The sequence below is a fragment of the Chryseobacterium metallicongregator genome, from assembly GCF_031324065.1.
Lineage (GTDB): Bacteria > Bacteroidota > Bacteroidia > Flavobacteriales > Weeksellaceae > Chryseobacterium > Chryseobacterium metallicongregator.
Map to the genome: position 1 here is coordinate 75,481 of NZ_JAVIXS010000009.1, position 26,336 is coordinate 101,816.

The following is a 26,336-nucleotide window of genomic DNA, read 5'->3' on the forward strand; positions in this document are numbered from 1 at the left end:
GCTGGAAGTTATTCAGACTCCATCAATCTTTGAAATTTTCTATCATTTACCTCTTCCAGCCTCCTTCTTCTATCCTTACAATTAATTCGATTTGACATATCGGCCGTCTGCATCAAAAACGAGGCTGATACCATTCATGAGATTGATTTTATAGGCATTATATTTTTTCTCAATAGAATCAATCACGCTACCGGGATGGTGCTTTGTCATAAAAGACACCATACTTTTTCTAATCTTAGCAGAAGAACCCTTTCTTCCGTTGCTGTTTATTAAATTCCAATTGACCATAGTATTAATATTTAGTGTTTGTATTCGGTTAAGTGTTAATCATCGATTCTTTTAAAATTCCCATTCCTGTCAAATTCAAGCTCCAATCCATTGGAAAGTTCTGCTTTATAAGACCATCTTTTCTTTTCAATCTTAATGATGTAAGTATTAGGAAAATTCTTTGTACTGTAATTTCTGATGGATACAGGAATAAAACCGTAAGGAATTTTCTGATGTTTCCCATCCACTTCTTTCCAGTTTCCATTGCTGTCGAACTCCATTTTCATTCCATTGGTCAGATATACTTTATATTCATCTACACCATAGATTTCTCTGTCTTCTATTGCTGAGCTTACCGGTATTCCTTTAAAATGACCAGCCAGAAAGTTTTTAGCTGTTTTCGGTAACTGATTAGCATTGATTGCTCTGTCCTGTGCAGAAACAAAGCCTCCAATCAATAAAAATAAGACCATTAATACTCCCGTGATTTTCTTTACATTTTTCATACTATTACATTTTTCTGTTATTATTATGGAGCAAAGTTCTCAATCAATTTGGGAAAGAATTGGGAAAAATGATTTTGATAGAGAATATTTAATTCAACCACAGATTGACACAGATGATTACAGATGCTTGTATTGATTTCTGCAGTGTTTTGAAAACAGAAAAGCCACTAAGGTGGTCTTAGTGGCTTTTTATCAGATTTTATAGTCTAACATTCTATAAATATTCTTTAATCTGCTGAAGATGGGTAATGGCTTTTAAACCTTCTTTCTGTTTATCTTCTTTATAGACATCAAAGAAGATTGCATCCATTCCGAAATCCGTAGCACCCATTGCATCTGCAATCCAATCGTCTCCAATCAGTATACTTTCTTCTTTTCTGGCTTCAGAAAGTCCTAATGAATATTCAAAAATCCTTGGATTGGGTTTTCTTACTCCTACTGCATCTGCACTGGTAATTGTTTTAAAATATGGTGCAATTCCAGACAGGGTACACTTCCTTTCTGTGACCTCCTGAAAACCATTGGAAATAATGTGTAGTGTATAATTCTTAGCTTTCAGATATTCCAAAACATCTTCAGCGCCTTCTACCAATTCATTATGACTCACAATATTATCAAGGAAGTTTTCTTCAAAATAAAGGGCAAGCTCTTTATTATCTACTCCAAAATGTTTAAATGAATCATAAAAACGGTGCTCTCTCAAGTACTCTTTGCCAATAATTCCGTCTCTGATCTTTTCCCACAATTCTTCGTTGATATCGTGATATACAGAGTGAAACTCTTCAAAGTCAATAGAATACTTCGAAGTAATTTCCTGTTTTTCAAAAAGATCTTTGATGGTAAGATAGGCATTTCTGCGATGATCCCAGAGTGTATTATCCAGGTCAAAAAAAACGTGCTGCATTTTCATACAGCACAAAGTTAATAATTTTAATTTTTTGTAATAGGATAATTTTTGCTCTTGCTCTTCACAATCTCAAGGCTTTTGGAAAAATTCAGCAAAAAATCAATTGTTTGTTTCTTAGGTTTCAAAGTTTTCACTTTTAAAGAATCATTTTTTTTCATAGGCGAAGTATGTTTTCTTTAAAACGTGAATTTTCCGGAAATATTATCTATCTTGTTAATATTATATTATTTTCATCCATGATTTTTCTCAGGTTTATCAGTGCATATCTTACTCTTCCTAAGGTGGTATTAATGCTCATCTCTGTATGATCTGCAATTTCTTTGAAACTCAAACCATCAAAAAACCTCAGTTTGATTACCTCCTGCTGATTTTGTGGTAAAAACTGTAACATTCTCAGAAGATCCTCTTGAATTTGGTTGGTAACCAATTGATCTTCAATGTTTTCCGAAGGCTCTCTGATCAGATCAAAGATAGAATATTCATCTGTTTCAAAAGTAGTTTCCGAAACTTTGATATTCTTCGCTTTTGACCTGAAATGATCGATGATTAAATTGTGAGAAATTCTTTTCGCCCAAAGAATAAATTTGCCTTCTTCGTTATAGCGTCCTTCTTTCAGCATTACAATAATCTTCATGAATGTATCCTGGAAGATATCGTTGGCTAAATCTTCATCATTAATTTTGTAAAAAATGAATGTAAAAAGTTCTCTCTGATGACGGTGAATGAGGGTTGATAATGCGCTCTCATCACCTTTCTGGTAAAGGGAAATTAGTAAACTATCCGATTTTGATTTCATAACTCTTCTCAATATAAATATTTGCAGACAGGCATTCTACCAGATATTTCTTCTGGTCTTTGCTGTATAAACAAAACAGTTCTAGAGTAGAGTCTCTTCTATAGGCGGTAGTACAATTATTATGATGTAAATATAATAATTTTTTAATAACTGTTAACCTATTATTAAATTTTATAGAGAAAAATCTAAAAAAAATCATTTAAACATGTCATGAATAAAGACTGTGGGTATATTTAATGTTAAATTAATATTCAGTCCTTTCATCTCTTTACCGTTCAGTCGGGTATCTCCGATAGGAAAAGCATAGCCTCCCGTAAGATCAAGCATCCCAAATAAGGTAACTCCTATCTTAGGGGCAATGTATTTATTGGTACCTTCCACACCTGCTAAAAAGTAATACGAGTGATAGAAGTCTACATTCTTTTCAAAATTAAGAAGCACGTCAGCCTGCAGTTTTGGCATAATAGCAAATTTAGAACCCACAGATCCCATCATTGCAGATCCTCCCAATCTGTAAATCACATCATCATTTTTAAGAAAAAGTAATTTACCTCCTACTTCACCAAAACTTTGATTCTGATAAGTATACCCTACACTGATCATTTTATGCATGGTATATTGAGCTTTTACTAATGTACTTAGCAAAAACAGGGACAGGGCAGCAACTACAGTTCGAAAATTCATCATCTTTCTATATTATTAAGGTGTAAAATTAAAAAAAACTGCCTTATCCAAAGATAAAGCAGTTCATTTATTATTCTTTAAAAGAAATTAAATTCCAAAAGCGGCTTTAATTTCTTCAACTTTGTCTAGTTTCTCCCAAGTAAAAAACTCAAGTCCTTTCAATGTAAGCTCATTTTTATGTCCTTTATTGAATGTTTTATCAGCTACATAATGCTCTTTACCCATGTGCCCGTAAGAAGCTGTTTCCTGATAAATAGGGTTTCTTAATTTTAAGTTCTGCTCGATAGCATAAGGTCTTAAATCAAAAATAGCAGAAACTTTTTTAGCGATATCCCCATCATGAAGATCCACTTTTGCAGTTCCATAAGTGTTGATGTATAAACCACAAGGTTCAGCTACTCCAATTGCATAAGAAACCTGTACCAAAACTTCATCCGCTACGCCTGCAGCCACTAAGTTTTTAGCAATATGTCTTGTAGCATATGCAGCACTTCTGTCAACTTTAGAAGGATCTTTTCCAGAGAAAGCACCACCACCGTGAGCTCCTTTACCACCGTATGTATCAACGATGATTTTTCTACCTGTAAGACCTGTATCTCCGTGAGGTCCTCCGATTACAAATTTTCCTGTAGGATTGATGTGATATTTAATCTGATCGTTGAATAAAGCTTTGATTTCTTCAGTTTGCTGTGCAACCACTCTTGGAACCAGAATATTTTTGATATCCTCACGGATTTTATTCAACATTTCTTCTTCACTTCCGAAATCATCATGCTGAGTAGAAACTACGATAGAATCTATTCTGATTGGTTTATGATCATCAGAATATTCAATCGTTACCTGGCTTTTTGCATCAGGACGAAGGTAAGTGATTTCCTTATTTTCTCTTCTGATGGCAGAAAGTTCTTTCAGAATCGTGTGAGCAAGATCCAATGCTAGAGGCATATAATTAGCCGTTTCATTGGTAGCATACCCGAACATCATTCCCTGATCTCCAGCTCCCTGTGCATTTGCTTTAGCTTCGAAAGATTCATCATTTACCGCTCTGTCAACTCCCTGGTTGATATCAGGTGACTGCTCATGGATAGCAGAAATAACTCCGCAAGAGTCTCCGTTGAACATATATTCACCTTTCGTATACCCGATTCCATTGATTACTTCTCTGGCAATGGTCTGTACATCAAGGTAAGCATCTGATTTCACTTCTCCTGCCAATACTACCTGTCCGGTAGTTACAAGAGTTTCACATGCTACTTTTGAATCTTTATCATAGGCTAAGAAATGGTCGATTAATGCATCGGAAATTTGATCGGCAATTTTATCCGGATGTCCTTCTGAAACTGATTCAGATGTAAATAAATAAGACATATAATTCTTTTGTTTTTAAAGATTTAAAAAATAGTTTTGAAGAAAATATGAAATATAATTGCCCAGAAAAAAGAATACTGTTTTAGCATTTTTTTATAGAGGTTGCAATCAGGTCAAATTTTTCCTCGTAATAAACGTCAGCAAATTTAAGTACTATTTTCGTAATACTCAAAAATTTTGTTTATTAATTATTATTTTATTTAAATTGATGATTTCTATCACTTTAAAGCATTTCCATTACTGAGGCTTAATGCTTACAAATTCTTTCGGACTTTCGTGGTAATTCAACTTAAGTTCTAAAGAAGTTTTGATAGAATGTGATAATTCATCAATAATTTTTTGCTTAAAGGTTGGTTTATAATAAATAATACTGATTTCTCGATAAGGGAAAGGTTTTTTGAATCTGAAAACATTTTTCTTCTGCTCTTCTGAAAGCTGGCTCAGAGCTAATTCCGGCAGAATACTGATTCCTCCCACTTTATCTACCATATGCACCAAAGTCTGAATATTGGAAGCCAGGAAGTCTAAATTTTTAGGCTTAAGGGTATTTTCTTTCAGGTGACAGATATTTTCAAACTGATTTCTCAGACAGTTTCCTTCTTCAAGCAGCCATACTTTCTCTACATTCAGATCTTCCGGAATGATATAAGAATTCTTTTTGTTCGCTTCTGTATTGGAACTGTAAATCATCAGCTCCTCATTGAATAGGAAATCCTGATAAAACTCATCAGCAGTATCATAAGGAGTAGAGATAATTCCCGCATCCAGTTCTCCTGCTTTTAAAGCTTTAATAATATTATCTGTTGTCATTTCTTTCACATTCATCTGAATCTTCGGATTTTCCTCCAGGAATTTGAAAATCTCTGTTGGCAGAATGAAAGAAGACACTGTAGGAATAATCCCCAGATTGATGGTTCCTCCTAAAATATTATTCAAAAGATTGGCTTTGTTTTTCAGCTCATTGACAGACTCGATAATTACCTTTGCCTGATCAATAATCTGAAGACCTACATCCGTGGTACGAATCGGATGGGTAGTCCTGTCGAACACCTTTACATCCAGTTCATCCTCAAATTTCTGTATCATGGCACTTAACGTAGGTTGGGTAATAAAACACGCCTGAGCGGCTTTACCAAAATGTTTATACTTATCTACAGCGATAAGATACTCCAGTTGCTGAATGTTCATTTGATTAATATTATCTATTACAAAGATATAACGTTTTTGCTATTACCAATTAAAAATTCAAGTAAATTTGATATTCATTACCTTTACACTTGGATTTAGAAAAACAAAAAACATTTATACAAATCATTAATGATATGGATTCTAAAAAATTAACGTTAAGTAGCGGCGCACCTTATTTTGAACATCAGGATTCACAGACGGTAGGACCAAGAGGCCCGGTATTGCTGCAGGACTTTATTCTTCAGGAAAATCTTGCACATTTCGTTAGGGAAAGGATTCCTGAAAGGATTGTGCACGCCAAAGGAAGCGGAGCTTACGGAACTTTCACCGTAACGCATGATATCAGCCAGTACACAAAAGCAAAACTGTTTTCAAAAGTAGGAAACTCATGCAGAATGTTTGCCAGATTTTCTACTGTAGGAGGTGAAAAAGGAAGTGCAGATACGGCAAGAGACCCAAGAGGATTTGCATTAAAATTTTATACTGAAGACGGAAACTGGGATCTTGTAGGAAATAATACTCCCGTATTCTTTATTAAGGATGCAAAAAAATTCCCGGATTTTATTCATACTCAGAAAAGAGTACCAAAAACCAATTTAAAAAGTGCCACCATGATGTGGGATTTCTGGAGTTTAAACCCGGAATCACTTCATCAGGTTCTTATATTGATGTCAGACAGAGGAACTCCACATGGTTACAGACATATGCATGGTTTCGGATCTCATACTTTCTCAATGATTAATGATAAAAACGAAAGAGTATGGGTAAAATTCCATTTTAAAACAAAACAAGGCGTAAAAAACTTCACGGATGAAGAAGCAGTAAAAATGGCCGGAGAAAACCCGGACTTTGCGCAGGAAGATCTTTGCAACGCTATTGAAAATGGAGATTTCCCGAAATGGACCTTATTTATACAGGTAATGACTGAGGAACAGGCAAAAGATTTCAGATGGAATCCGTTTGATGTGACTAAAGTATGGTTCCATGATGATTTCCCATTGATTGAGGTAGGAGAAATGGAGCTGAACGAAGTTCCTGTTAATTATTTCGCCCATGTGGAACAATCTACTTTTTCACCCAGTAACCTGATTAACGGAATTAGCTTCTCTCCGGACAAAATGCTTCAGGGAAGATTATTCTCATATCCTGATGCTCACCGTTACAGAGTAGGGGTAAACTCTCATCAACTGGAAGTGAACAGATGTCCATTTGAAGTCAACAATTATCAAAGAGATGGTTATATGGCAGATTCAAGCCAGTATCAGGACAAACCTAATTATCACCCAAACAGTTTTGATGACATCAAAGCAGATTCATCTTATAAAAACTATGAATATGAGTTAGACAGCGCTCATGTTGCCACCTACAACAGAAATGACAACGACAGTGATCACTATACTCAACCTGGACTTTTGTATTCAAAAGCAATGAATGCAGAAGACAGAGATCATTTGATCAAAAATATTGTAGGCAGTATGAATGGTATTACCGGGCCTAAAAAAGATGAGATTATCAACAGACAACTATGTCACTTTTTCCGTGCTAATATTGAACTTGGCATGAAAGTGGCTTCTCAGCTAAATGTCAATATTGATGCAAATATGATGAATCATTCCAAATAATTATTTGGAAGGATAAATTAAAAAAAAGGAAAAAAAAATAATATTTTTTCCTTTTTTTTGTAAAAAATTCATAATTTGCAAAGGATGATATTTTAAAGTGGAAAAATGAGTTACGAGAACATATTATTAAAAAAAGAAGATAAATTATCTATTATTACCATAAACAGACCTGAGAGTTTAAATGCTTTAAATGCTAAAACAATTCAGGAAATCAGTACCGCAATGGATGAGCTTAACGCTGACACTTCATGTAGAGTAATTATTCTTACAGGAAGTGGAGAAAAATCTTTTGTAGCGGGAGCTGACATCAAGGAATTCAGTGATTTCGGACAGGAAAGAGCTGAAGAACTTGCAAGAAACGGACAAAATACATTGTTCAACAAAATTGAAAATATGTCTAAACCTGTCATTGCAGCCGTAAACGGTTTTGCATTAGGAGGAGGTTTAGAGCTTGCCATGGCATGCCACATCAGATACGCTTCGGAAAACGCCAGATTAGGGCTTCCTGAAGTAACTCTTGGATTAATCCCAGGATACGGAGGAACTCAGAGGCTTCCAAAGCTTGTAGGAAAAGGTATTGCCAATGAAATGATCTTCTCTGCCAAAATGATCCCAGCTCAAAAAGCAAAAGAGATCGGATTGGTTAATGAAGTATACCCTATTGAAGAATTATTAACCAAAACGAAAGAATTAGCAAACACGATTGCCTACAATTCACCAATGGCAATATCGAAGGCTATAAATGCCGTGAATTTATCTGATACGGAGAAAGGTTTTGAAACTGAAATCAAATATTTCGGAGAACTTTTTGAAATGGAAGATAAGAAAGAAGGAGTTACTGCGTTTCTAGAGAAGAGAAAGCCTAACTTCTAAATCTTTCTAAAAGATTTTAATCCAAATTATTTCGAAAAAAAACAATGCTGCGGTATGAATAAGTTTGATAAAGCTTATCTAAAAATGGCTCAGGAATGGGCAAAACTCTCCTACTGTAAGAGAAAACAGGTGGGAGCTCTTATCGTAAAAGATAGGATGATTATTTCAGATGGTTACAACGGGACTCCTTCGGGATTCGAAAACTGCTGTGAAGATGGAGAAGGAAAAACACACTGGTACGTATTGCATGCGGAAGCCAACGCTATATTAAAGCTGGCTGCCTCTACCCAATCTGCGAAAGGAGCAACGTTATATTTAACGCTGTCTCCCTGTAAAGAATGCAGCAAGCTGATTCTGCAGGCAGGGATTACGAGACTGGTGTACATTAATGAGTATTCGGATGACGATGGAATATCGTTCCTGAGAAACCATAACATTGAAATAGAACAAATATCGGACTGTGAACTAAAAAAATAAGCACAAATGACTTGGGATGAAAAGATCAAAGATTTTGAAATATTTCTTCGTTTCGAAAGAAATTTTTCAGAAAACACGCTCGACGCTTACGTTCGGGACATTAAGAAATTAAAAGATTACGCAGAAGAGGATCTGGAAAACGTCGGTCCAGACTCCATCGGTTACGAAAACCTGCAGGAATACATTTTCAATCTTTCCAAACAGAAATTCAGTGAGAGATCACAAGCAAGATGGATATCTTCCATTAAAGCTTTCTTCAAATTTCTGCTTGAGGATGAATATCGTGAAGACAATCCTGCGGCGTTACTTGAAGGCCCTAAACTGGGATTATATCTACCTGATACTTTAAGCCTGCCTGATATCAACAAAATTATAGCTGCTATTGAAGTCAATACAGATCTAGGAAAAAGAAACCACTGCATCATAGAGGTACTATATGGATGCGGACTTCGTGTTTCTGAACTGATCGATCTGAAGATTTCCAATATCAACTTCAAAGAACAGTACATCAAGGTACACGGAAAAGGAAATAAAACCCGTTTTGTTCCTTTAGCCGACTATACCGCTGATTTGCTTGAAAGTTATATCAAAGAGGTACGTTCTAAAGGAAAAGTCAATAAGAAATATGAAGATACTCTGTTTTTAAACAGCCGAGGGACATCTATGTCCAGAGTAATCGTATTTCTTATTATCAAAGAACTTACAGATAAAGCAGGAGTTAACAAAAAAATATCTCCACACACATTCAGACATTCATTTGCGACCCATTTATTACAGAATGGAGCAGATTTGCGTTATATTCAGGAAATGTTGGGACATTCCAGTATTACAACAACTGAAATCTATACGCATCTGAAAACAGAAGAATTAAGGGATGTTATTTTGAGTTATCACCCGAGAAATATTAATATTGCTCAATGAAACTATTGAAATATTGCCCAAGCTGTGGCAAGGAGTCCTTACACTGGGATGGTGAAAAAAAATGGAGCTGCCCGGAATGTGGTTTTACTTTGTATAATAATGTGGCAGGTGCTGTAGCGGTTGTCATCAGATGTGGAGACGAAATTTATCTTACCAGAAGAAACAGAGATCCTAAAAAAGGGAAACTCGATCTTGCAGGAGGATTTGTTGATCCTAAAGAAAGTGCAGAGGAAACCTGTAAAAGAGAACTTTTTGAAGAACTTCAGCTTGAAATCAATATTTCTAACCTGAAATACCTTACCAGTCTTCCCAACATCTATCAATACAAGGAAATTGATTATAATACGATCGATCTCTTTTATGAATACAATGTTTCGGAAAAGTTTGAGGTAAATCTTGAGCTCTCTGAAATTTCGGAAGCAGTCTGGATTCCTTTACAGGATCTGGATCTTGAAGATCTTGCTTTTGATTCTCAGAAGAGATTTTTTGAGAGCTTTTTAAAGAAATAATTTTTGTAATATATGCTCCCGTAGATTTTACAGACCGGACAGATATTTGTTTTAAACAATCTGCTCAGTTTGTAAAATCTGCGGGAGTTTTTTATGGTAGAAATTAATAGGTTTTAGACTTCAGCATTTCTTCAAAATACTGAATCAGCAATGCTCTTTCTGCTTCTGAAAGATTAGCCTCTTTATGGTACACAATATAGCCAGGCATCGGCATTGTCTTGTTCTGAATGGTCTGAATAGATTTATTAAGCATATTCTCCTTCAGATCCTTATTATAAGTTTGCCAGGCAGAAAAATTAAGATGTTCCCTGCCTTCATTCACATGGCTTTTTACAGACCAGGAAACGGGCGCAATAAAAGCATATTTCGGGTAGACTGTTTCATTGGAATGACAGTCGTAACAAGCATTTTTAAGCAGTGTTCTGATCTTTTCCGGTGATTTCCTTGCATCAACAAAGTTTACCTTCGTATCCACAGGCTGATTGGTTCTATCGATAGGAAAGAACTGAATCAGAGCAAATGCCACCAATGTCCAGAATATTATTTTCTTAGCAATCTTCATCAGCTTACTTTACTGGCGTTAAAACAGCATTTTGAGATTTCAATTCTTTTTTAGCTTCCTGTTTCACTTCAGTAGGAGCAGGTGGTGTTTCCACTGCAGGAGCTGCTACAGCGGGTGTAGCTCCTTTAGGATTATCAAGTGTTTTAGTATCCTTCAGATCCCATTCTTCTCTTGTTTCCCACAGACCTCTAATGATCACTTTTTTATAGAAAATATAAGCATCTTCAGCAAAAACATCATTCGCAAAATCTGCTTCATCCCAATATTTATTCCCGTTATTATCCACCAGAATTCTCACAACATATTCTCCAGGTTTCAGGATATCAAATTTTATTTTATCTCCTTTTATATACCTCTGATAGGCTATTTTGTCTGAAGAATCCAGCAGCTGAATCCAATAATTTGTCGTAGGTGCATTAGAAATGGAGAATTCAACGCTTCCAAACTGGTCTATTTTGTCAACATCAAAATCGAAACGCTTAGACTGAGTATTTTTTGCATAGAATGAGGATACGGTTTCCTTAGGAACAGTAAGCTCATAACTTTTTCCCATCACAAAATCTGACTGTACCTGAATCTGATAAGGATTTGTTTCTGAAACTTTAGCAGTAAACGGTAACGTTGTTAAACTGTCTCCTTTTACTCTCAATGTCCATTTTGAAGGATCTATTTTATCAACGATATAATTGGAAGATATCTTAAAATCTGACTTTGGAGCTAATGATTCACCTCCATTATCACTATTGAGATCCATGACATTCTTTTTATTGTATCTGTAAAATAAAGATACACTGTAGGCACTGTCTTTTTTCGGACCTTTATTATGAGTGAATATCAGTTTTTCATTGGCATCCTGTCCTACATTATCTTTTGGCGCATCAAACCAGATTCTTACAGAGTCCGATTTCGGAGTATGGGTTATTTTTACATCTTTCAGCTTCTCATTCAGAGACTGAACTTTTACTTCATCAGGATTTCCTTCAAAAGTCATCAGAACACCTCCTGAGATTTCTTTCATTTCTACATACTTTACAGCCTTTTTGGAAGGATATACTTTTAAGTTTAATCCTGAAATAGATTTCTCAAAATTGATTGGATCTTTCTGGAATCCTACTTTTTCTTTCCCCGGATCATACATAGAATTCCCGTTCTCATCTTCAAAAGCAATAATTTTATATTTTCCGGGAGTCAGATAGTTTAATTCGTAATATCCATCTTCATCTACCTTAGTGATATAGTAAGGCTTTTTCTTGTAATCCATTGTATCCTTTACCTGATACAATCCAACCACAAGTTTATTTTCAGCTGTTGTAGTTCCTGTTTTCTTTTTAGTATCCAGGGCATCTTTTATTTCACCACTGATATAAAGATCATCCAATTTATCTCCTGTAGAAAAAGCAAAATTGAAATACCTTAATATATTGGATTCATTATTATCAACAATTGAGTTACCAAAATTAAAGTTATAAGTAGTATTAGCCTGAAGAGTATCTGACCATTGAATCAGAACAAATTTGTTGGCAATATTGGAAGGAAGAATCCTCGTTATTCCTTTGATAGGAGGTGAAATAATCAGGTTTTTATTGATATCTTTCAACGTCACATATTCATCAAAATCCAGACGGAGCTGGTGAATATCTCTTTTGACATTAATCCTTGTAGTATCAATGTTTGAACTTAAAAACTTTGGTGCCAGAGTATCTTTAGGCCCTCCAACAGGAGATCCTACTCTTGCACATGAATGTACAAGAAAACAGATAACGAATAATAAAAGAAACCTTTTCATGAAAATGTTTAGGCAAAAGTAAACATTATTCTCCAAAAACTTCCTGTCCGGAATTTAAAGTATCTTTATTGTCATGCATCACTGTATGAAGCTTATCCTTCTGCAAAGGGAAATCCTCGAATAATCCGGATAATGCAAGAGCTGTATATATTTTGTTTGAATATTTGTTTCCAATAGCTACAATGGTAACCTTAGATTTTAAAAGATGGGCAAATACTGAGTTGGTACCATGCCACCATCCATTGTGATAAGTAAGCTTTTCACCGTTATCAAATATTTTCATTCTGAATCCTAGGCCATAATTATTCATTCCTGCTTTTTCATTGCTGTAAGGAGTGAATACCATCTGCATCAGTTCAGGCTTCAGGAAATTTTTCGAAAACATGGCTTTTGAGAAATTGTACAAATCTCTTGGCGTAGTGTACACATTTTTATCTCCATAAATCAGATCAAGCCTGTCTAAAGGATACAGCTTATTTCCTCCATAATAAAAAGACTGTGCTGCTGTTGGAATATCTTTTTCCTGAAAGATATAGGTATTATTCATTTTCAACGGTGTGAAAACCATTTCTTTCATCGCCTGAGGAAAAGGAGTTTTGGTCACTTTTTCAATTAATAAAGCCAATAAAGCAAAGTTTGTATTGCAATACATAAATCCTGTATCCGTATCTCTTGCCAGATCAGGTTTATATTTAATGATCATGTTCAATACATCTTCATTCGTAATAAATGGTTTGGAAAGTTCTGCCGGAACTGGCTGTATCTTGGTAATAAAGTATTCATATTTCGGAAGCCCGCTTCTTTGATCCAATAAAGTCTGAACGGTAACATTCGGATAGGGAAATCCTGGGAAAAACTGAGTAAGGTGATCCGTAAATTTTATTTTGCCTGCCTCTATCAGTTTCATCATGGCCATTGCCGTTAAAGTTTTCGAAACTGAAGCAACGTGCAAAGGTGTATTTTTATCGATTGGCATTTGATTTCCTTCTCTTCCGAAACCTCTGTAATTTTCATACAGGATTTCATCACCTTTGGCAACAAGAATCCCACCGCTAAGGTCTCCTCCTTCCCATATCTTCTTGTAGTACTGATCGATATAACTTACGGTAGTCTGTCTGTTCAGCAGCTGTCCGTCCCCTTTTGTAAAAATATCACCCAGATCTACATTTCCATAGTTGGGCAGATTGGTTGTATTTTCAGCCGAAGCTTCTTTGGCTTCAGACTTTTTTTTACAGGAAAATATCGATAATAAAACAGTTAGGATAAGTACAAAATTACGCGTCTTCATGAGATTCAAAAATGAGCGGCAATTTAATAAAACTCAAAATAAATAATAAATATGAGGTGGATATTATGAATTATTTAACATAAATGAATAGAGAATTAAAAATGTGAAAAGGCAAAATCCGGAAAATGAGGAAGTAAAAAGCAGAGAAAATAAATTCTCTTCCTTAGAATCTAAACCTTATCAAATAGGAGGACCTGCTTGTCCTATTATTCTTCCTCCAAATGTAATAAGACTATACAGATTTAAAATTGCAATATTCAAATCATCCTGGTTGCAATAATAATTATCAATGGTTCCATATGCTGAATACTCTGAAATATTAAACCCTTCTTCAATGTCGTTATAATAAATTACCCTTCTACCTATTAATCCTACTACCCAAAAACCTCCTCCTTCTTGTCCATATTCTTCTTCATACCATTTTTCAGGGTAAATTTTGATTAAATCCCAGAAGTTTAAAAGATTTCCATTTAAATCTTTTTCTGTCGAGTAAATCTTTTCAAAAATTTCTTCAATGGATATTGGTGTCCAGATCATGATTATATAAAAGTTATTATTCCGAAATTAATAAAAAAAGACGAATTCACTTTTTGTAAATTCGTCTTTTTATCTTTTTTATATTGCCTAGCTTAACAATGCGAAGCTACTATTTTATCTACAATAAACTGCGCCAGTTTTTCTTTGCTCTGATGCGTCCAGCCTGCAATATGGGGTGTGACAATCGCTTTTTCTGATTCCAGAAGGTATCTTAAATCTTCATTTTCGGATTCAATGTTCTCGAAAGAAGACTTTTCATATTCCAAAACATCCAGACAAGTCCCTTTTACCTTTCCTGATTTCAACCCTTCTACTAAACTTTTAGTTTCAACATTCTTTCCTCTTGCTGTATTCACGAAATAGAAATCATTTTTCATTTCCGTGATGAATGTTTTATCAATAAGGTAATGCGTTTCTGACGTCAGAGGAATGTGCAAACTTACAACCTCTGCAAATTGTTTCAATTCTTCTAATGAAACCTGTGTGGCATATTCATCAGAAAGATCAGGAAGAATATCATGGAAAATCACCTTACATCCGAATCCTGAAAGTCTTTTCGCAGTAGCTTTTCCCATATTTCCATATCCGATAAGCCCTACAGTTTTTCCTAATAGTTCATCTCCTCTGTTTTCTTCACGCTTCCAGATCCCGTTTTTCACTTCCTGAGAAGCAATAAAAAGTCTGTTCATGATCACCAATAGCATTCCCACTACATGCTCCGCCACAGAATCTCTGTTTCCTTCCGGAGAATTGATCAGCTGAATTCCCAGTTTTTCGGCAACAGGAATATCAATATTTTCCATTCCGGCTCCTACTCTTGCGATGAACTTCAGATTCTTCCCTCTTTCCAGAAAGTTTTTATCTAGTGGAATACGGCTTCTGATAATAATTCCGTCGTAGTTCTCAATTTTATCACAAACCTCATCATAAGACGATGTAAAATCCTCTTCCAAAATAAAATTCTGAGCCAAAAGCTGTTCAGTAATAAGAGGATGATTTTTATCTAAAAGAAGTATTTTCATAGTTTAAACACAAATGACACTAATTTATTTCACAAATAACACAAATCACAAGGTACCGTTAATAACTCTTTTTACTCCGTTTTTAAACTGGATGGTATTGAAGTTGATCAACATCCCAAGCTTGCAATTACTTAGACGAAGGTAAGTAAGTATTTGTGCTAAATGAATATCCTGTAATGATTCTACAGATTTTATTTCCAGCACAATTTTTTTTTCAATCAAAAAGTCAAGTCTATAGCCAACATCCATTTTAACCTCATCATATATTAATGGCATCGGTTTTTGTCTTTCTACAAGAATATCATGTTTATTCAATTCATAAAACAAGCATTCTTCATAAGCACTTTCCAAAAGTCCTGGCCCTAATGCTTTATGAACTATATACCCTGCTTCATAAACAATTTTTGATATATCATTTTCTGAAATATCCATTTTGATTATTTTTTTCATCTGACTGAGCACAAACCATTTGTGAAAACTTGTGCCAACCATTTGTGTTTTTGGTGTTTTATTTCTTGTCTTTCTTAGACTCCTGTGGTTCCTGGAATAGTTTTTTAAGCTCTACAGATTCCAGAGGTTTCATTCTTCCGGAAAGAATTAATGAAAGTTCTTTTCTACGGAATGCTGCTGCAAATCTTTCTTTTTCTTCCTCTGTTTCAGGAATCATTTCCGGAATAGGAATAGGACGGTTAAATTCATCCACCGCAACGAAGGTATAAATCCCTGCATTCGTATGAATTTTCTTCTGATTGATTGGATCATCCAACCATACATCTACATACACTTCCATAGAAGTAGAGAATGCTCTGGAAACTTTAGATTCCAATACCACTACTCCTCCTTCCGGAATCGGATGGTTGAAAGATACGTGGTTTACAGAAGCTGTTACTACTCTTCTTTCACAGTGTCTTGCTGCAGAAATAGACGCACAACGGTCCATTTTTGCCAGAAGTTCACCACCGAAAAGGTTTCTTAAAGAGTTGGTTTCGTTCGGAAGAACGATATTGGTCATAATGGTCAGAGATTCTGACGCTTTTTTTATTTTTGCCATCTAGTCTTAGTGTTGTTTGGGACAGCCGGAGCAGGTTTCATTCCTTTTCCGACAGGTTTTACTAATGAGTCTTTTTTCAAAGAATCTGAAACAGGTGTTTCCGGGGTATGTACCATTACTTTTACCGTATCTTTTACGATTCTATGGGTAGAGGTTTGTACAGAAACATTATTGAACGATTTTTTTCCAAAAAGAAGTTCCTGCTGGGTAAACGCCAGGTATAAAATTCCAAGAACCGGAATAACCAGAAGGAAAATCCAAAGAATTGTTTTTTTGAATTTAAAATCCTTTTCGCGATTCACTGTGGCATTTACTTTCTCTCCATTATTGATATCTGAGAATCTGATTTCTTCCAATCCGTAAAAGTCCGGACGTCCGGATTCTATTCTTTTTCCCTTGAAATGAGTGTGCCCTTCTTCAATGAAGACTGTTCCAAGGTTTTGAATTTCAAGAACCTGTTCGGCCTGAAGTTTTTTCTTCCAAAAATCAGTCTGAATTTTAAGATCACTTTTTGAAGCTTCCAGAGACATCTGTTTTTGTTCTGCAATAAAAGCAGCAAGATCTTCAGTCTGTACTTCGTAATCTATTGTAAATTCAATCTGACTGGCCGGAGGCAGAATGCTTCCGTTTTCAGAATTAATAATTGCCTTAGAATTTTTCAGTGAAAACACCCCAAAGCCTGGAACTGTGGCAGTTCCAAATTGTTTTAAGTATTCTAAAATATATGCTGAAATATTCATTTGGCAGCAAATTTATAACTTTTTCGGGACTTTTTGTAATATTTAATGGATATAAAAAAGACTGCCGGAGCAGCCTTTTAATTATTCTGTATTAAAACAGGAATACCATTATTCAAATCCTTTTTTAAAAGCTTTACTATTATGGTTTTAAGAGAAAAAAGCTAAAAAATAAAAGAACAGATTTGTGATTCCATAGATCTATTTCTTAAACTTTTTTCCTGATTACTGAATCTTCCAGCTTACTCCAAACATAAAGTTCGTTCCTGCCTGTGAAAAATAATACGGTTGGCCTTCATATACAGATCCGTTGTTCACATATTTCTTGTTGAACAGGTTATTCACCAATAGCTTTAATGCAATTTCATTATTAGCAATTTTAAACTGATACTGAGCATTGAAATCTGTCAGGAAATAATCTTTAAGCTGAAGATTTTCATCTTCAGTATTGTCCAGATATTGTTTTCCAACATACTGATTCATTAAAGCAAACTGGAAATTCTTTGTAGGATTGAATTTCAGGCTTACATTGGCAATTACATTCGGAGAGAATGAAATCTGGGTATTTCCAAGGCTCTTAGGCACATCTCCATTTTGAATATTGAAATCCTGATTTCTGTTCTGACTTAACGTTACGTTTCCTGAAACCTCCCATTGCTTGGATAATTTGGCTAAACCACCAACTTCGACACCTCTTCTGTAGCTCTTCCCTGAGTTTGTTCTGATAAATGCTCCTACGTTATTCAGTTCTCCATTCAACACCAGCTGGTTCACATAATACATATAGTAAACATTGGCTGTAAAAGACACAATCCCGAACTGTTTTTCAAAACCTGCTTCAATGTCGTGAAGTTTTTCTGCTTTCACATCATTGTTGGCCATCAGATCATCTCTGTTGGGTTCACGGTGAGCATGAGCGTATGAAAGGAATATTTTACCTCCGTCAATCCTGTAATTCACTCCGGCTTTAGGATTAAAGAACAGCCAGTTTTTACTTAAATCTGCTCCTTCACCATCACCAGCCATCAGGATCTTCGTATTATAATTAATTTTTCTAAGCTGTAAATCACCAAAGAATTCAAAATTATCCACTCTTAATAAAGCTTTTGCAAAACCAGACACTTCATTTTTTACAGAGCGGTTTCTGTAATATTCACTTTCATCAATCTGAGGAAAAAATACTCCCGTCACATTTCCATAATGCCTTCCATAATACTGATTCACAACGGCACCAAAGTTCAGATCCAGGTTTTCAAACTTCCCGTACAAGGTAGAAACCATTCCGTAGAAATCATTATTCAGCCATTTTTTTCTGATAAAATCTGAATATTTTATCGTTTGCCCACCTTCAATGATATTAGGCAGATTGTACCTTGAGAAAAGATTTCCCTGTTTATAGTTTTCGTAATACCCTTTTCCTTTTGTATAGTGGAATGTGGTTTCCAGATTCCAGCGATCACTGAATTTCTGTTCCCAAAGCAACTGATAATGGTTCTGTCTGTAATTATCCGTTTCATTATCATAGAAACTTACAATATTTTCCCAATTGGCATCGTAGATCCCTCCTGAAATATTGAATTTAGGATCAGTTTCCCAGGTTTTACGGTCAATACCATTCCATGCCTGATACGTTTTCTCTTTTCCACCAAAAGCCATTAAACGCAATTTCGTATTCCCTTCTTCAAATAAAGCAGTGAAATTATAAGAATGTAAATTGGATGAAGCTCTGTCAATATATCCGTCAGAATGAATATGGGTATATCTTCCCATCACGGAAAGACGGTTTTTCCAGAACTTTCCGGAGCCTATTTCTGCTGAATATTTATAGGTATTAAATGATCCGTAGCTGTCATCTGTTTTAAAATAAAACTTCTCTTCCGGATCTTTGGAAAGTACATTAATGCTCGCTCCGAAGGCAGAAACCCCGTTATTGGAAGTTCCAACTCCTCTCTGGATAACAATCTGTGAGGCAGAACTTGTTAAATCCGGAACGTTTACAAAAAATGTTCCCTGGCTTTCAGAATCGTTGTATGGAACACCATTCATCATGACATTGATAGCACTTCCTGAAACTCCACGGATTCTGAAGCCGGTATATCCTACTCCATTTCCGGCATCAGAAGTAGAAATAATGGAGGTTTGATTTTTCAAAAGAATAGGAAGATCCTGTCCCAGATTCTTACTGTCCAGATCTTTCTGTACATTGATAATTTCCTTTGCAACCGGCAGCCTTTTGGTAAAGTTGACTGCCTCAATTTCCCTGACCTTTAGGGAATCTTTATTCTGAGCCTGGATAAAAGCTACAGAGCCTACACTAAGCCCTAAAAAAAATAATCCTTTCATTCTATAAATCTTTAACATTTAATGAATAAAAGGGGTGATTATGATACAATTGATAAATAGAGAATAATCATTGATGTTTACCGATCATTTATCGCTAGCCATCTATCAATTATTTAAATGGTTCCCTAAACAGCATTACCTGTTCCAGGTTCATTGGGTATAATCTCAGCCTGTTAAAGCACCCCTTTATTTCAGCCGCAAAATTACAAAAAATATATGAATTGGAATTCGGGTTGCGAGATGCGGGATAGCGGGTTACGAAGTGCGGGATTCGGGGTGTTAGATTGCGGGTTACGCAAAGGAAAAAATACTACGAAAAATAGGAGTTATGAAATAAATCATTCATCATTTATAATTCTCTAGTAAGTTTTGTTGTTGTCGTCGATATAGTAGTAATTCGAGCCATCTTTTGTCACTTCAAACATCTTACCCAGTTTCCAGCTGAAGTTTCGCTTAATATTGGAATATTCAAACGGAATGATAATCTTATTATTAACATCGATGATTCCAAATTTATCATTATTGGAAGCAACAATCATCGGATTAGCCACATCATCCCCTTCAAGAATGAACAGATACTGGTATTGAGGATAGATCTGATATTGTCTGTAATCAGCTGCGTTCACAAATTTTGATTTTTCAATGATTCCGTAGAAACCATTGAGGATATAAGCCTGAAATAGCTGTTGTTTATATTCTTCGAATTTACATTTTCCAAAATCAGCTTCTTTGAACTGATATACTCTCTTACCAGACTGATCGACACGGTAAGAAATCATATTTTTCTCAACCGTAGCATAGTCTTTTGTTCCAAATTTTCTCACTTTTTCGTTAGGTGAATTCAGAAGGTTACAGTCTTCGTAAAAAAATACAGCAATATGATATTCCGGCTGAATAATAAATTTCCCGTTTTGATTGACATACCCGAACTGATCTCCCTTTTTCTTGGGAATCAAAACAGGAAGATCTTTGTTGATCACGACCAGATCAGCATTAGGTTTATGGGCTGCTTCCGCTTTTTTAACCGTGATTTTTGTGCCTTTCTTCACAGGAATTTTCTTCACAGATTTTGTCTGTGAGAAAACGAAAATCGAAATAAAAACACATAAAACATTCAGGATATTTTTCATATTCTCCATTTGTTTACAAAAATACGACCAAAAATAGATATTATAAAATTCATATTTATAAAGAATCTAAATAATTTCACTCTCATAAAATAGTAAAATTTCGTAATTTTGGGAACATTTTGAATTGTTTGATAATTTTAAAAAACTTTTGAAAAAGTGTAGATTATGCTGACTTTATTCGGTTAATGTTGCATCAAAATGCGAGAACTCAAAATGTCATTAATTGTATTTATACACACCGGTAAAGAAAAAGCAGGCCTACCTTTAATTTTGAAAGACCTTCTATTATGAGTATTTATAAGGATTACATCAAAGAGATTGAAGAAAGAAAAACCCAAGGGCTTCATCCAAAGCCAATTGATGGGGCTGAATTACTAAGCGAAATCATTACACAAATTAAAGATTCAGGTAATGCTGACCGATCAGATTCTCTTAAATTTTTCATTTATAACACACTACCCGGAACAACAAGTGCAGCGGGAGTGAAAGCAAAATTTTTAAAAGAAATTATTCTAGGTGAATCCGTAGTAGAAGAAATTTCCCCTGCATATGCCTTTGAATTGTTATCTCACATGAAAGGTGGACCTTCTATTGAAGTATTGCTGGATCTTGCTCTAGATAACGATCCTACTACTGCTAAAGAAGCGGCTAACGTTCTTAAAACTCAGGTTTTCCTTTATGAAGCAGATACTAACCGTCTGAAGGAAGCATTCAACAGCGGAAACGAAATTGCAAAAGAAATTCTTGAAAGCTACGCAAAAGCTGAATTCTTCACTAAACTTCCTGAAGTTGCAGAAGAAATCAAAGTAGTAACATTTATCGCTGGTGAAGGAGATATCTCTACAGATTTACTTTCTCCGGGTAACCAGGCTCACTCAAGATCAGACCGTGAACTTCACGGTAAATGTATGATCACTCCTGAAGCTCAGGAAGAAATCAAAGCTTTACAGGCACAACATCCTGATGCAAGCGTGATGCTTATTGCTGAAAAAGGAACAATGGGTGTAGGTTCATCAAGAATGTCCGGAGTAAACAACGTTGCTCTTTGGACAGGAAAACAGGCTAGCCCTTATGTACCATTCGTAAACATTGCTCCTATTGTAGGAGGAACCAACGGTATTTCTCCGATCTTCCTTACCACAGTAGACGTTACCGGAGGTATTGGTATCGACCTTAAAAACTGGGTGAAGAAAGTAGACGAAAACGGAAACCCTGTTCGTAACGAAAATGGAGACATCGTTCTTGAAGAGGCCTATTCAGTAGCAACAGGAACTGTTTTAACAATCAATACAAAAGAAAAGAAATTATATAACGGAGATCAGGAATTGATCGACCTTACCAAATCTTTCACTCCTCAAAAGATGGAATTCATCAAAGCAGGAGGATCTTATGCTATCGTATTTGGTAAGAAGTTACAGACATTTGCCGCTCAGCTTTTAGGAGTTGAAGCTCCGGTTGTTTTTGCTCCATCAAAAGAAATTTCTCACGAAGGACAAGGACTTACAGCGGTAGAAAAGATTTTCAACAGAAATGCTGTGGGAACTACTCCAGGAAAAGTATTACACGCAGGCTCTGACGTTCGTGTACAGGTAAATATCGTTGGATCTCAGGATACGACAGGTCTTATGACTTCTCAGGAGCTTGAATCTATGGCAGCAACTGTGATTTCTCCAATTGTTGACGGTGCTTACCAGTCAGGATGTCACACTGCTTCCGTTTGGGATAAAAAAGCTCAGGCTAACATTCCGAAACTGATGAAGTTCATGAACGAGTTCGGTTTGATTACAGCCCGTGACCCGAAAGGTGAATACCACGCAATGACTGACGTTATCCATAAAGTTCTTAACGATATCACTGTAGACGAATGGGCCATCATCATTGGTGGTGACTCTCACACAAGAATGTCTAAAGGGGTAGCTTTCGGTGCTGACTCAGGAACTGTTGCTCTTGCATTAGCTACTGGTGAAGCTTCTATGCCAATTCCGGAATCTGTGAAAGTAACCTTCAAAGGAAACATGAAAGAACACATGGATTTCCGTGATGTGGTTCATGCAACGCAGGCTCAGATGCTGAAGCAGTTTGGAGGAGAAAACGTATTCCAGGGTAGAATCATTGAGGTTCACATCGGAACGCTTCCTGCTGACCAGGCATTTACATTTACAGACTGGACTGCTGAGATGAAGGCAAAAGCTTCTATCAACATTTCTGAAGATAATACTCTGATCGAATCACTGGAAATTGCAAAAGGCAGAATCCAGATCATGATCGACAAGGGTATGGATAACCACAATAAAGTTCTTCAGGGATTAATTGATAAAGCAAACAAGAGAATTGAAGAGATCAGATCAGGAGAAAAACCTGCTTTAACTCCGGATTCAAATGCTAAATATTACGCTGAAGTAGTTGTAGATCTTGACGTAATTGTTGAACCAATGATTGCTGACCCGGATGTAAACAACGATGATGTATCCAAAAGATATACTCACGATACCATTAGAGATCTTTCTTACTATGGAGGTGAGAAAAAAGTAGATCTTGGTTTCGTAGGATCTTGTATGGTTCACAAAGGAGACCTTAAGATCGTTTCTCAAATGCTTAGAAACATTGAAAAGCAACAAGGTAAGGTAGAATTCAGTGCTCCTCTTGTAGTAGCAGCCCCTACTTACAACATCATTGATGAGTTAAAAGCGGAAGGTGACTGGGAATTATTAGAAAAATATTCAGCTTTTGAATTTGATGATAACGCTCCAAAAGGAGAAGCCCGTGTGGAGTACAAAAACGTAATGTACCTTGAGCGTCCTGGATGTAACCTTTGTATGGGTAACCAGGAAAAAGCTGCTAAAGGAGATACTGTTTTAGCTACATCTACCCGCCTTTTCCAGGGAAGAGTAGTGGAAGATTCTGAACGTAAAAAAGGAGAATCTCTATTGGCTTCAACTCCGGTTGTTGTTCTTTCTGCAATTATCGGAAGAATCCCTAGCATTGATGAGTATAAAGCTGCTGTTGAGGGAATTGACCTTACTACTTTTGTTCCTTCTATTAAAGAATTAACAAGTACAAGCGCTCACTAAGAGATTATAAATACGTCGAAAGACCTATTAAAAACTATAGAAATGGAAGATTTTGGTCCTTTTAGGATTTAAAATCTTCCATTTTTTTGTTTAGAACGTTTCTATTTTAATATAGTTACGTTTTTTTTTCGATAAAATCAGGAAAATAAATTCTAATTTTTCTTAAATTGAAAGTTATAAAATCTATTGATTTTAAAGCCTAAAACAACCTATTTATGGATTATAGGAACGTTTTTTGATGTACAAAAGAGTAATTTTTCTTTTTCATCCAATAGAAAAAGAAGCTTTAACGGAAAAAAGAACAAAACTAAAATACGATATGACTTTTGATATTGATATGATCAAAAAGGTGTACGAGCGTTACCCGGAAAGAATTGCTGCGGCAAGACAAATCGTGGGAAAACCTCTTACCCTTTCAGAAAAAATTCTTTACACCCACCTTTGGGAAGGAAATGCTACACAATCATATGAACGAGGAAACTCTTATGTAGACTTCGCACCAGACAGAGTAGCAATGCAGGATGCCACAGCACAGATGGCTCTTTTACAATTCATGCAGGCAGGAAAAGCTAAAGTAGCGGTTCCTTCTACTGCTCATGCGGATCACCTGATCCAGGCGAAAGTAGGTGCAGACAAAGATTTACAGGAAGGTATCAACAAAAATTCCGAGGTATTCAACTTCCTGAGTTCTGTATGTGATAAATACGGAATCGGGTTCTGGAAACCGGGAGCAGGTATCATTCACCAGGTTGTATTGGAAAATTATGCCTTCCCTGGAGGAATGATGATCGGTACCGATTCTCACACAGTAAACGCAGGAGGATTAGGAATGGTAGCAATCGGTGTAGGTGGTGCTGATGCGGTAGACGTAATGGCAGGAATGGCCTGGGAGCTTAAAATGCCTAAACTTATCGGGGTAAAATTAACCGGTAAAATGAATGGATGGACCTCTGCAAAAGATGTGATCTTAAAAGTAGCAGGAATCCTTACTGTAAAAGGAGGTACAGGATGTATCGTAGAATATTTCGGTGAAGGTGCTGAATCTCTTTCCGCAACCGGTAAAGGGACTATCTGTAACATGGGTGCTGAAATCGGAGCTACAACTTCTACTTTCGGATATGATGATTCAATGAGAAGATATCTTTCCGCTACAGGAAGACAGGATGTAGTAAATGCTGCTGATACAATTGCAGAACACTTAACAGGTGATGCTGAGGTATATGCTAACCCTGAACAATATTTTGATCAATTAATAGAAATCAACCTTTCTGAGCTGACTCCTCACTTAAACGGACCTTTCACTCCAGATTTAGCGACTCCAGTTGCTGAATTCAGAGCTAAAGCTGAAGCTAACGGATGGCCTTTAGAAGTTGAATGGGCGCTTATCGGTTCTTGTACCAACTCTTCTTATGAAGATTTATCAAGAGCTGCTTCCATTGTAGAGGATGCGGTATCAAAAGGGGTAAAACCTAAAGCAATCCTTGGAATCAACCCTGGTTCTGAGCAAGTGAAGTTCACAGCAGAAAGAGATGGTTTCTTAGATTCTTTCAGAAAATTTGAAAATGCAAGAATCTTTACCAATGCTTGTGGACCATGTATCGGGCAATGGGACAGAGAAGGTGCGGAAAAAGGAGAGAAAAACTCTATCATCCACTCTTTCAACCGAAATTTCGCGAAAAGAGCAGATGGTAACCCGAATACCCACGCATTTGTAGCTTCTCCAGAAATGGTAGCTGCTGTAGCAATCTCTGGTAGACTGGACTTCAACCCAATTACGGATACTTTAACTAACGAATCAGGTGAACAGGTAAAACTTAACGAGCCTAAAGGTTTCGAACTTCCTGCAAAAGGATTTGCGGTAGACGATAACGGATACCAGGCCCCTTCAGAAGATGGTTCCAGTGTTGTTGTCAACGTAAGCCCTACTTCAGACAGACTTCAGTTATTAGAAGAATTCCCGGCTTGGGATGGTAAAAATATTGAAGGTGCTAAAGTATTGATCAAAGCTTTCGGAAAATGTACTACCGACCACATTTCAATGGCTGGACCATGGTTGAAATACAGAGGTCACTTAGACAATATTTCAAACAACATGTTGATTGGAGCGGTGAATGCTTACAACATGGAAACCAATAAAGTTAAAAACGAATTAACCGGTGAATACGGTGAAGTTCCGGCTGTACAAAGAGCTTACAAAGCAGCAGGCGTTCCAACCATCGTTGTAGGAGACCAGAACTATGGTGAAGGTTCTTCAAGAGAGCACGCTGCAATGGAACCTAGACACCTTGGTGTAAAAGCGGTATTGGTAAAATCATTCGCGAGAATCCACGAAACGAACCTTAAAAAACAAGGGATGTTGGGAATCACTTTCGCTAATGAAGCTGACTATGATAAAATCCTGGAAGATGACACAGTTAACTTCTTAGATCTTGATCAGTTTGCTCCGGGAAAACAATTGACTTTAGAATTCGTTCATGCTGACGGAACTAAAGATATCATTATGGCCAACCATACTTACAACGATCAGCAAATTGATTGGTTTAAGGCTGGTTCAGCGCTAAACCTGATCAAACAACAGGAAAAATAAGATTAATTGTTAGATTAATTAATAGAAAGGCGGCTTCAATTGAAGTCGTCTTTTTTATTATCACACCAAAAATCACTGCTAATCAATTCAATAGGAGCGGACTT

24 protein-coding genes are annotated in these 26,336 nt (G+C 36.1%); 7 read left to right on the top strand and 17 right to left on the bottom strand.

Translation table 11 applies throughout. The features are described 5' to 3' along the window. Positions 1-81 precede the first annotated feature (81 nt). The 7 genes from REB14_RS12690 to REB14_RS12720 all read right to left on the bottom strand — a co-directional run bounded on the left by REB14_RS12690 (position 82) and on the right by REB14_RS12720 (position 5,716). Positions 82-288, bottom strand: coding sequence for a PepSY-like domain-containing protein (locus REB14_RS12690; RefSeq protein ID WP_079243459.1), 207 nt, complete (start codon positions 286-288; stop codon positions 82-84). Between the two features lie 35 nt (positions 289-323). Next, a complete protein-coding gene (locus REB14_RS12695) occupies positions 324-773 on the bottom strand; it encodes a PepSY-like domain-containing protein (RefSeq protein WP_079243460.1) in 450 nt (149 codons plus the stop codon). Between the two features lie 214 nt (positions 774-987). Then, the gene (locus tag REB14_RS12700) at positions 988-1,683 is read right to left on the bottom strand and encodes a YjjG family noncanonical pyrimidine nucleotidase (protein WP_034692509.1); all 696 of its coding nucleotides are present in this window, start codon (positions 1,681-1,683) and stop codon (positions 988-990) included. Positions 1,684-1,885: 202 nt separating this feature from the next. After that, on the bottom strand, positions 1,886-2,476 hold the full coding sequence (locus REB14_RS12705) for an RNA polymerase sigma factor (protein ID WP_034692511.1): 591 nt from the start codon (positions 2,474-2,476) through the stop codon (positions 1,886-1,888). A gap of 195 nt (positions 2,477-2,671) precedes the next feature. Beyond that, a complete protein-coding gene (locus REB14_RS12710) occupies positions 2,672-3,163 on the bottom strand; it encodes a hypothetical protein (RefSeq protein ID WP_079243461.1) in 492 nt (163 codons plus the stop codon). Positions 3,164-3,247: 84 nt separating this feature from the next. Then, positions 3,248-4,528 (bottom strand): methionine adenosyltransferase, encoded by a 1,281-nt coding sequence (gene metK, locus REB14_RS12715; RefSeq protein WP_034692515.1) that lies wholly within the window; start codon positions 4,526-4,528, stop codon positions 3,248-3,250. A 237-nt stretch (positions 4,529-4,765) separates the two neighbouring features. Continuing rightward, positions 4,766-5,716: a LysR substrate-binding domain-containing protein gene (locus REB14_RS12720; protein ID WP_034692517.1), complete on the bottom strand. Its 951-nt coding sequence runs from the start codon at positions 5,714-5,716 to the stop codon at positions 4,766-4,768. Positions 5,717-5,850: 134 nt separating this feature from the next. Here REB14_RS12720 and REB14_RS12725 point away from each other — a divergent pair, with 134 nt between their 5' ends. The 5 genes from REB14_RS12725 to REB14_RS12745 all read left to right on the top strand — a co-directional run bounded on the left by REB14_RS12725 (position 5,851) and on the right by REB14_RS12745 (position 10,118). Then, positions 5,851-7,338, top strand: a complete 1,488-nt coding sequence (locus REB14_RS12725) for a catalase (RefSeq protein ID WP_079244005.1) — start codon at positions 5,851-5,853, stop codon at positions 7,336-7,338. A 105-nt stretch (positions 7,339-7,443) separates the two neighbouring features. Continuing rightward, positions 7,444-8,211 (top strand): enoyl-CoA hydratase/isomerase family protein, encoded by a 768-nt coding sequence (locus REB14_RS12730; protein ID WP_079243462.1) that lies wholly within the window; start codon positions 7,444-7,446, stop codon positions 8,209-8,211. A gap of 54 nt (positions 8,212-8,265) precedes the next feature. Further along, on the top strand, positions 8,266-8,688 hold the full coding sequence (locus REB14_RS12735) for a deoxycytidylate deaminase (protein WP_034692520.1): 423 nt from the start codon (positions 8,266-8,268) through the stop codon (positions 8,686-8,688). 6 nt (positions 8,689-8,694) lie between these two features. Continuing rightward, on the top strand, positions 8,695-9,609 hold the full coding sequence (xerD, locus tag REB14_RS12740) for a site-specific tyrosine recombinase XerD (RefSeq protein WP_034692523.1): 915 nt from the start codon (positions 8,695-8,697) through the stop codon (positions 9,607-9,609). Then, positions 9,606-10,118, top strand: coding sequence for an NUDIX hydrolase (locus REB14_RS12745; RefSeq protein WP_309522358.1), 513 nt, complete (start codon positions 9,606-9,608; stop codon positions 10,116-10,118). Before xerD ends, REB14_RS12745 begins: the two co-directional genes overlap by 4 nt. Before the next feature lie 103 nt (positions 10,119-10,221). Here REB14_RS12745 and REB14_RS12750 read toward each other — a convergent pair whose 3' ends face one another. The 10 genes from REB14_RS12750 to REB14_RS12795 all read right to left on the bottom strand — a co-directional run bounded on the left by REB14_RS12750 (position 10,222) and on the right by REB14_RS12795 (position 20,574). Continuing rightward, on the bottom strand, positions 10,222-10,680 hold the full coding sequence (locus REB14_RS12750) for a heme-binding domain-containing protein (protein WP_309522359.1): 459 nt from the start codon (positions 10,678-10,680) through the stop codon (positions 10,222-10,224). A gap of 4 nt (positions 10,681-10,684) precedes the next feature. Next, complete coding sequence (locus tag REB14_RS12755) at positions 10,685-12,466, bottom strand: Ig-like domain-containing domain (protein WP_309522360.1); 1,782 nt, start codon at positions 12,464-12,466, stop codon at positions 10,685-10,687. A 25-nt stretch (positions 12,467-12,491) separates the two neighbouring features. Further along, entirely contained in the window at positions 12,492-13,754 is a 1,263-nt protein-coding gene (locus tag REB14_RS12760; protein ID WP_309522361.1) for a serine hydrolase domain-containing protein, read from the bottom strand. A 180-nt stretch (positions 13,755-13,934) separates the two neighbouring features. Then, the gene (locus REB14_RS12765; protein ID WP_079243467.1) at positions 13,935-14,291 is read right to left on the bottom strand and encodes a hypothetical protein; all 357 of its coding nucleotides are present in this window, start codon (positions 14,289-14,291) and stop codon (positions 13,935-13,937) included. Positions 14,292-14,383: 92 nt separating this feature from the next. Further along, on the bottom strand, positions 14,384-15,313 hold the full coding sequence (locus REB14_RS12770; RefSeq protein ID WP_309522362.1) for a 2-hydroxyacid dehydrogenase: 930 nt from the start codon (positions 15,311-15,313) through the stop codon (positions 14,384-14,386). 45 nt (positions 15,314-15,358) lie between these two features. Then, complete coding sequence (locus REB14_RS12775; RefSeq protein WP_079244006.1) at positions 15,359-15,745, bottom strand: GxxExxY protein; 387 nt, start codon at positions 15,743-15,745, stop codon at positions 15,359-15,361. 76 nt (positions 15,746-15,821) lie between these two features. Then, complete coding sequence (locus REB14_RS12780) at positions 15,822-16,364, bottom strand: acyl-CoA thioesterase (RefSeq protein WP_034692538.1); 543 nt, start codon at positions 16,362-16,364, stop codon at positions 15,822-15,824. Beyond that, a complete protein-coding gene (locus REB14_RS12785; protein WP_079243469.1) occupies positions 16,352-17,104 on the bottom strand; it encodes a hypothetical protein in 753 nt (250 codons plus the stop codon). The genes REB14_RS12780 and REB14_RS12785 overlap by 13 nt, the downstream gene beginning before the upstream one ends. A gap of 222 nt (positions 17,105-17,326) precedes the next feature. Further along, the gene (locus tag REB14_RS12790) at positions 17,327-19,444 is read right to left on the bottom strand and encodes a TonB-dependent receptor (protein ID WP_309522363.1); all 2,118 of its coding nucleotides are present in this window, start codon (positions 19,442-19,444) and stop codon (positions 17,327-17,329) included. A 359-nt stretch (positions 19,445-19,803) separates the two neighbouring features. Continuing rightward, positions 19,804-20,574: a WG repeat-containing protein gene (locus REB14_RS12795; protein WP_309522364.1), complete on the bottom strand. Its 771-nt coding sequence runs from the start codon at positions 20,572-20,574 to the stop codon at positions 19,804-19,806. A 287-nt stretch (positions 20,575-20,861) separates the two neighbouring features. On the opposite strand from REB14_RS12795, the gene REB14_RS12800 reads away from it, so the two are divergent. Further along, the gene (locus REB14_RS12800) at positions 20,862-23,645 is read left to right on the top strand and encodes a bifunctional aconitate hydratase 2/2-methylisocitrate dehydratase (RefSeq protein ID WP_309522365.1); all 2,784 of its coding nucleotides are present in this window, start codon (positions 20,862-20,864) and stop codon (positions 23,643-23,645) included. A gap of 319 nt (positions 23,646-23,964) precedes the next feature. Further along, entirely contained in the window at positions 23,965-26,232 is a 2,268-nt protein-coding gene (locus REB14_RS12805; protein ID WP_079244008.1) for an aconitate hydratase, read from the top strand. The last annotated feature ends 104 nt before the right edge of the window (positions 26,233-26,336 follow it).

What these genes read in the sequence shown, in the direction of transcription:
- REB14_RS12780 (WP_034692538.1), bottom strand. Translation starts at nt 16,364, where the DNA reads ATGGCAAAAATAAAAAAAGCGTCAGAATCTCTGACCATTATGACCAAT.
- REB14_RS12785 (WP_079243469.1), bottom strand. Translation starts at nt 17,104, where the DNA reads ATGAATATTTCAGCATATATTTTAGAATACTTAAAACAATTTGGAACT.
- REB14_RS12775 (WP_079244006.1), bottom strand. Translation starts at nt 15,745, where the DNA reads ATGGATATTTCAGAAAATGATATATCAAAAATTGTTTATGAAGCAGGG.
- xerD (WP_034692523.1), top strand. Translation starts at nt 8,695, where the DNA reads ATGACTTGGGATGAAAAGATCAAAGATTTTGAAATATTTCTTCGTTTC.
- REB14_RS12760 (WP_309522361.1), bottom strand. Translation starts at nt 13,754, where the DNA reads ATGAAGACGCGTAATTTTGTACTTATCCTAACTGTTTTATTATCGATA.
- REB14_RS12805 (WP_079244008.1), top strand. Translation starts at nt 23,965, where the DNA reads ATGACTTTTGATATTGATATGATCAAAAAGGTGTACGAGCGTTACCCG.
- REB14_RS12745 (WP_309522358.1), top strand. Translation starts at nt 9,606, where the DNA reads ATGAAACTATTGAAATATTGCCCAAGCTGTGGCAAGGAGTCCTTACAC.
- REB14_RS12735 (WP_034692520.1), top strand. Translation starts at nt 8,266, where the DNA reads ATGAATAAGTTTGATAAAGCTTATCTAAAAATGGCTCAGGAATGGGCA.
- REB14_RS12725 (WP_079244005.1), top strand. Translation starts at nt 5,851, where the DNA reads ATGGATTCTAAAAAATTAACGTTAAGTAGCGGCGCACCTTATTTTGAA.
- REB14_RS12700 (WP_034692509.1), bottom strand. Translation starts at nt 1,683, where the DNA reads ATGAAAATGCAGCACGTTTTTTTTGACCTGGATAATACACTCTGGGAT.
- REB14_RS12790 (WP_309522363.1), bottom strand. Translation starts at nt 19,444, where the DNA reads ATGAAAGGATTATTTTTTTTAGGGCTTAGTGTAGGCTCTGTAGCTTTT.
- REB14_RS12750 (WP_309522359.1), bottom strand. Translation starts at nt 10,680, where the DNA reads ATGAAGATTGCTAAGAAAATAATATTCTGGACATTGGTGGCATTTGCT.
- metK (WP_034692515.1), bottom strand. Translation starts at nt 4,528, where the DNA reads ATGTCTTATTTATTTACATCTGAATCAGTTTCAGAAGGACATCCGGAT.
- REB14_RS12800 (WP_309522365.1), top strand. Translation starts at nt 20,862, where the DNA reads ATGAGTATTTATAAGGATTACATCAAAGAGATTGAAGAAAGAAAAACC.
- REB14_RS12710 (WP_079243461.1), bottom strand. Translation starts at nt 3,163, where the DNA reads ATGATGAATTTTCGAACTGTAGTTGCTGCCCTGTCCCTGTTTTTGCTA.
- REB14_RS12730 (WP_079243462.1), top strand. Translation starts at nt 7,444, where the DNA reads ATGAGTTACGAGAACATATTATTAAAAAAAGAAGATAAATTATCTATT.
- REB14_RS12795 (WP_309522364.1), bottom strand. Translation starts at nt 20,574, where the DNA reads ATGAAAAATATCCTGAATGTTTTATGTGTTTTTATTTCGATTTTCGTT.
- REB14_RS12705 (WP_034692511.1), bottom strand. Translation starts at nt 2,476, where the DNA reads ATGAAATCAAAATCGGATAGTTTACTAATTTCCCTTTACCAGAAAGGT.
- REB14_RS12695 (WP_079243460.1), bottom strand. Translation starts at nt 773, where the DNA reads ATGAAAAATGTAAAGAAAATCACGGGAGTATTAATGGTCTTATTTTTA.
- REB14_RS12755 (WP_309522360.1), bottom strand. Translation starts at nt 12,466, where the DNA reads ATGAAAAGGTTTCTTTTATTATTCGTTATCTGTTTTCTTGTACATTCA.
- REB14_RS12765 (WP_079243467.1), bottom strand. Translation starts at nt 14,291, where the DNA reads ATGATCTGGACACCAATATCCATTGAAGAAATTTTTGAAAAGATTTAC.
- REB14_RS12770 (WP_309522362.1), bottom strand. Translation starts at nt 15,313, where the DNA reads ATGAAAATACTTCTTTTAGATAAAAATCATCCTCTTATTACTGAACAG.
- REB14_RS12720 (WP_034692517.1), bottom strand. Translation starts at nt 5,716, where the DNA reads ATGAACATTCAGCAACTGGAGTATCTTATCGCTGTAGATAAGTATAAA.
- REB14_RS12690 (WP_079243459.1), bottom strand. Translation starts at nt 288, where the DNA reads ATGGTCAATTGGAATTTAATAAACAGCAACGGAAGAAAGGGTTCTTCT.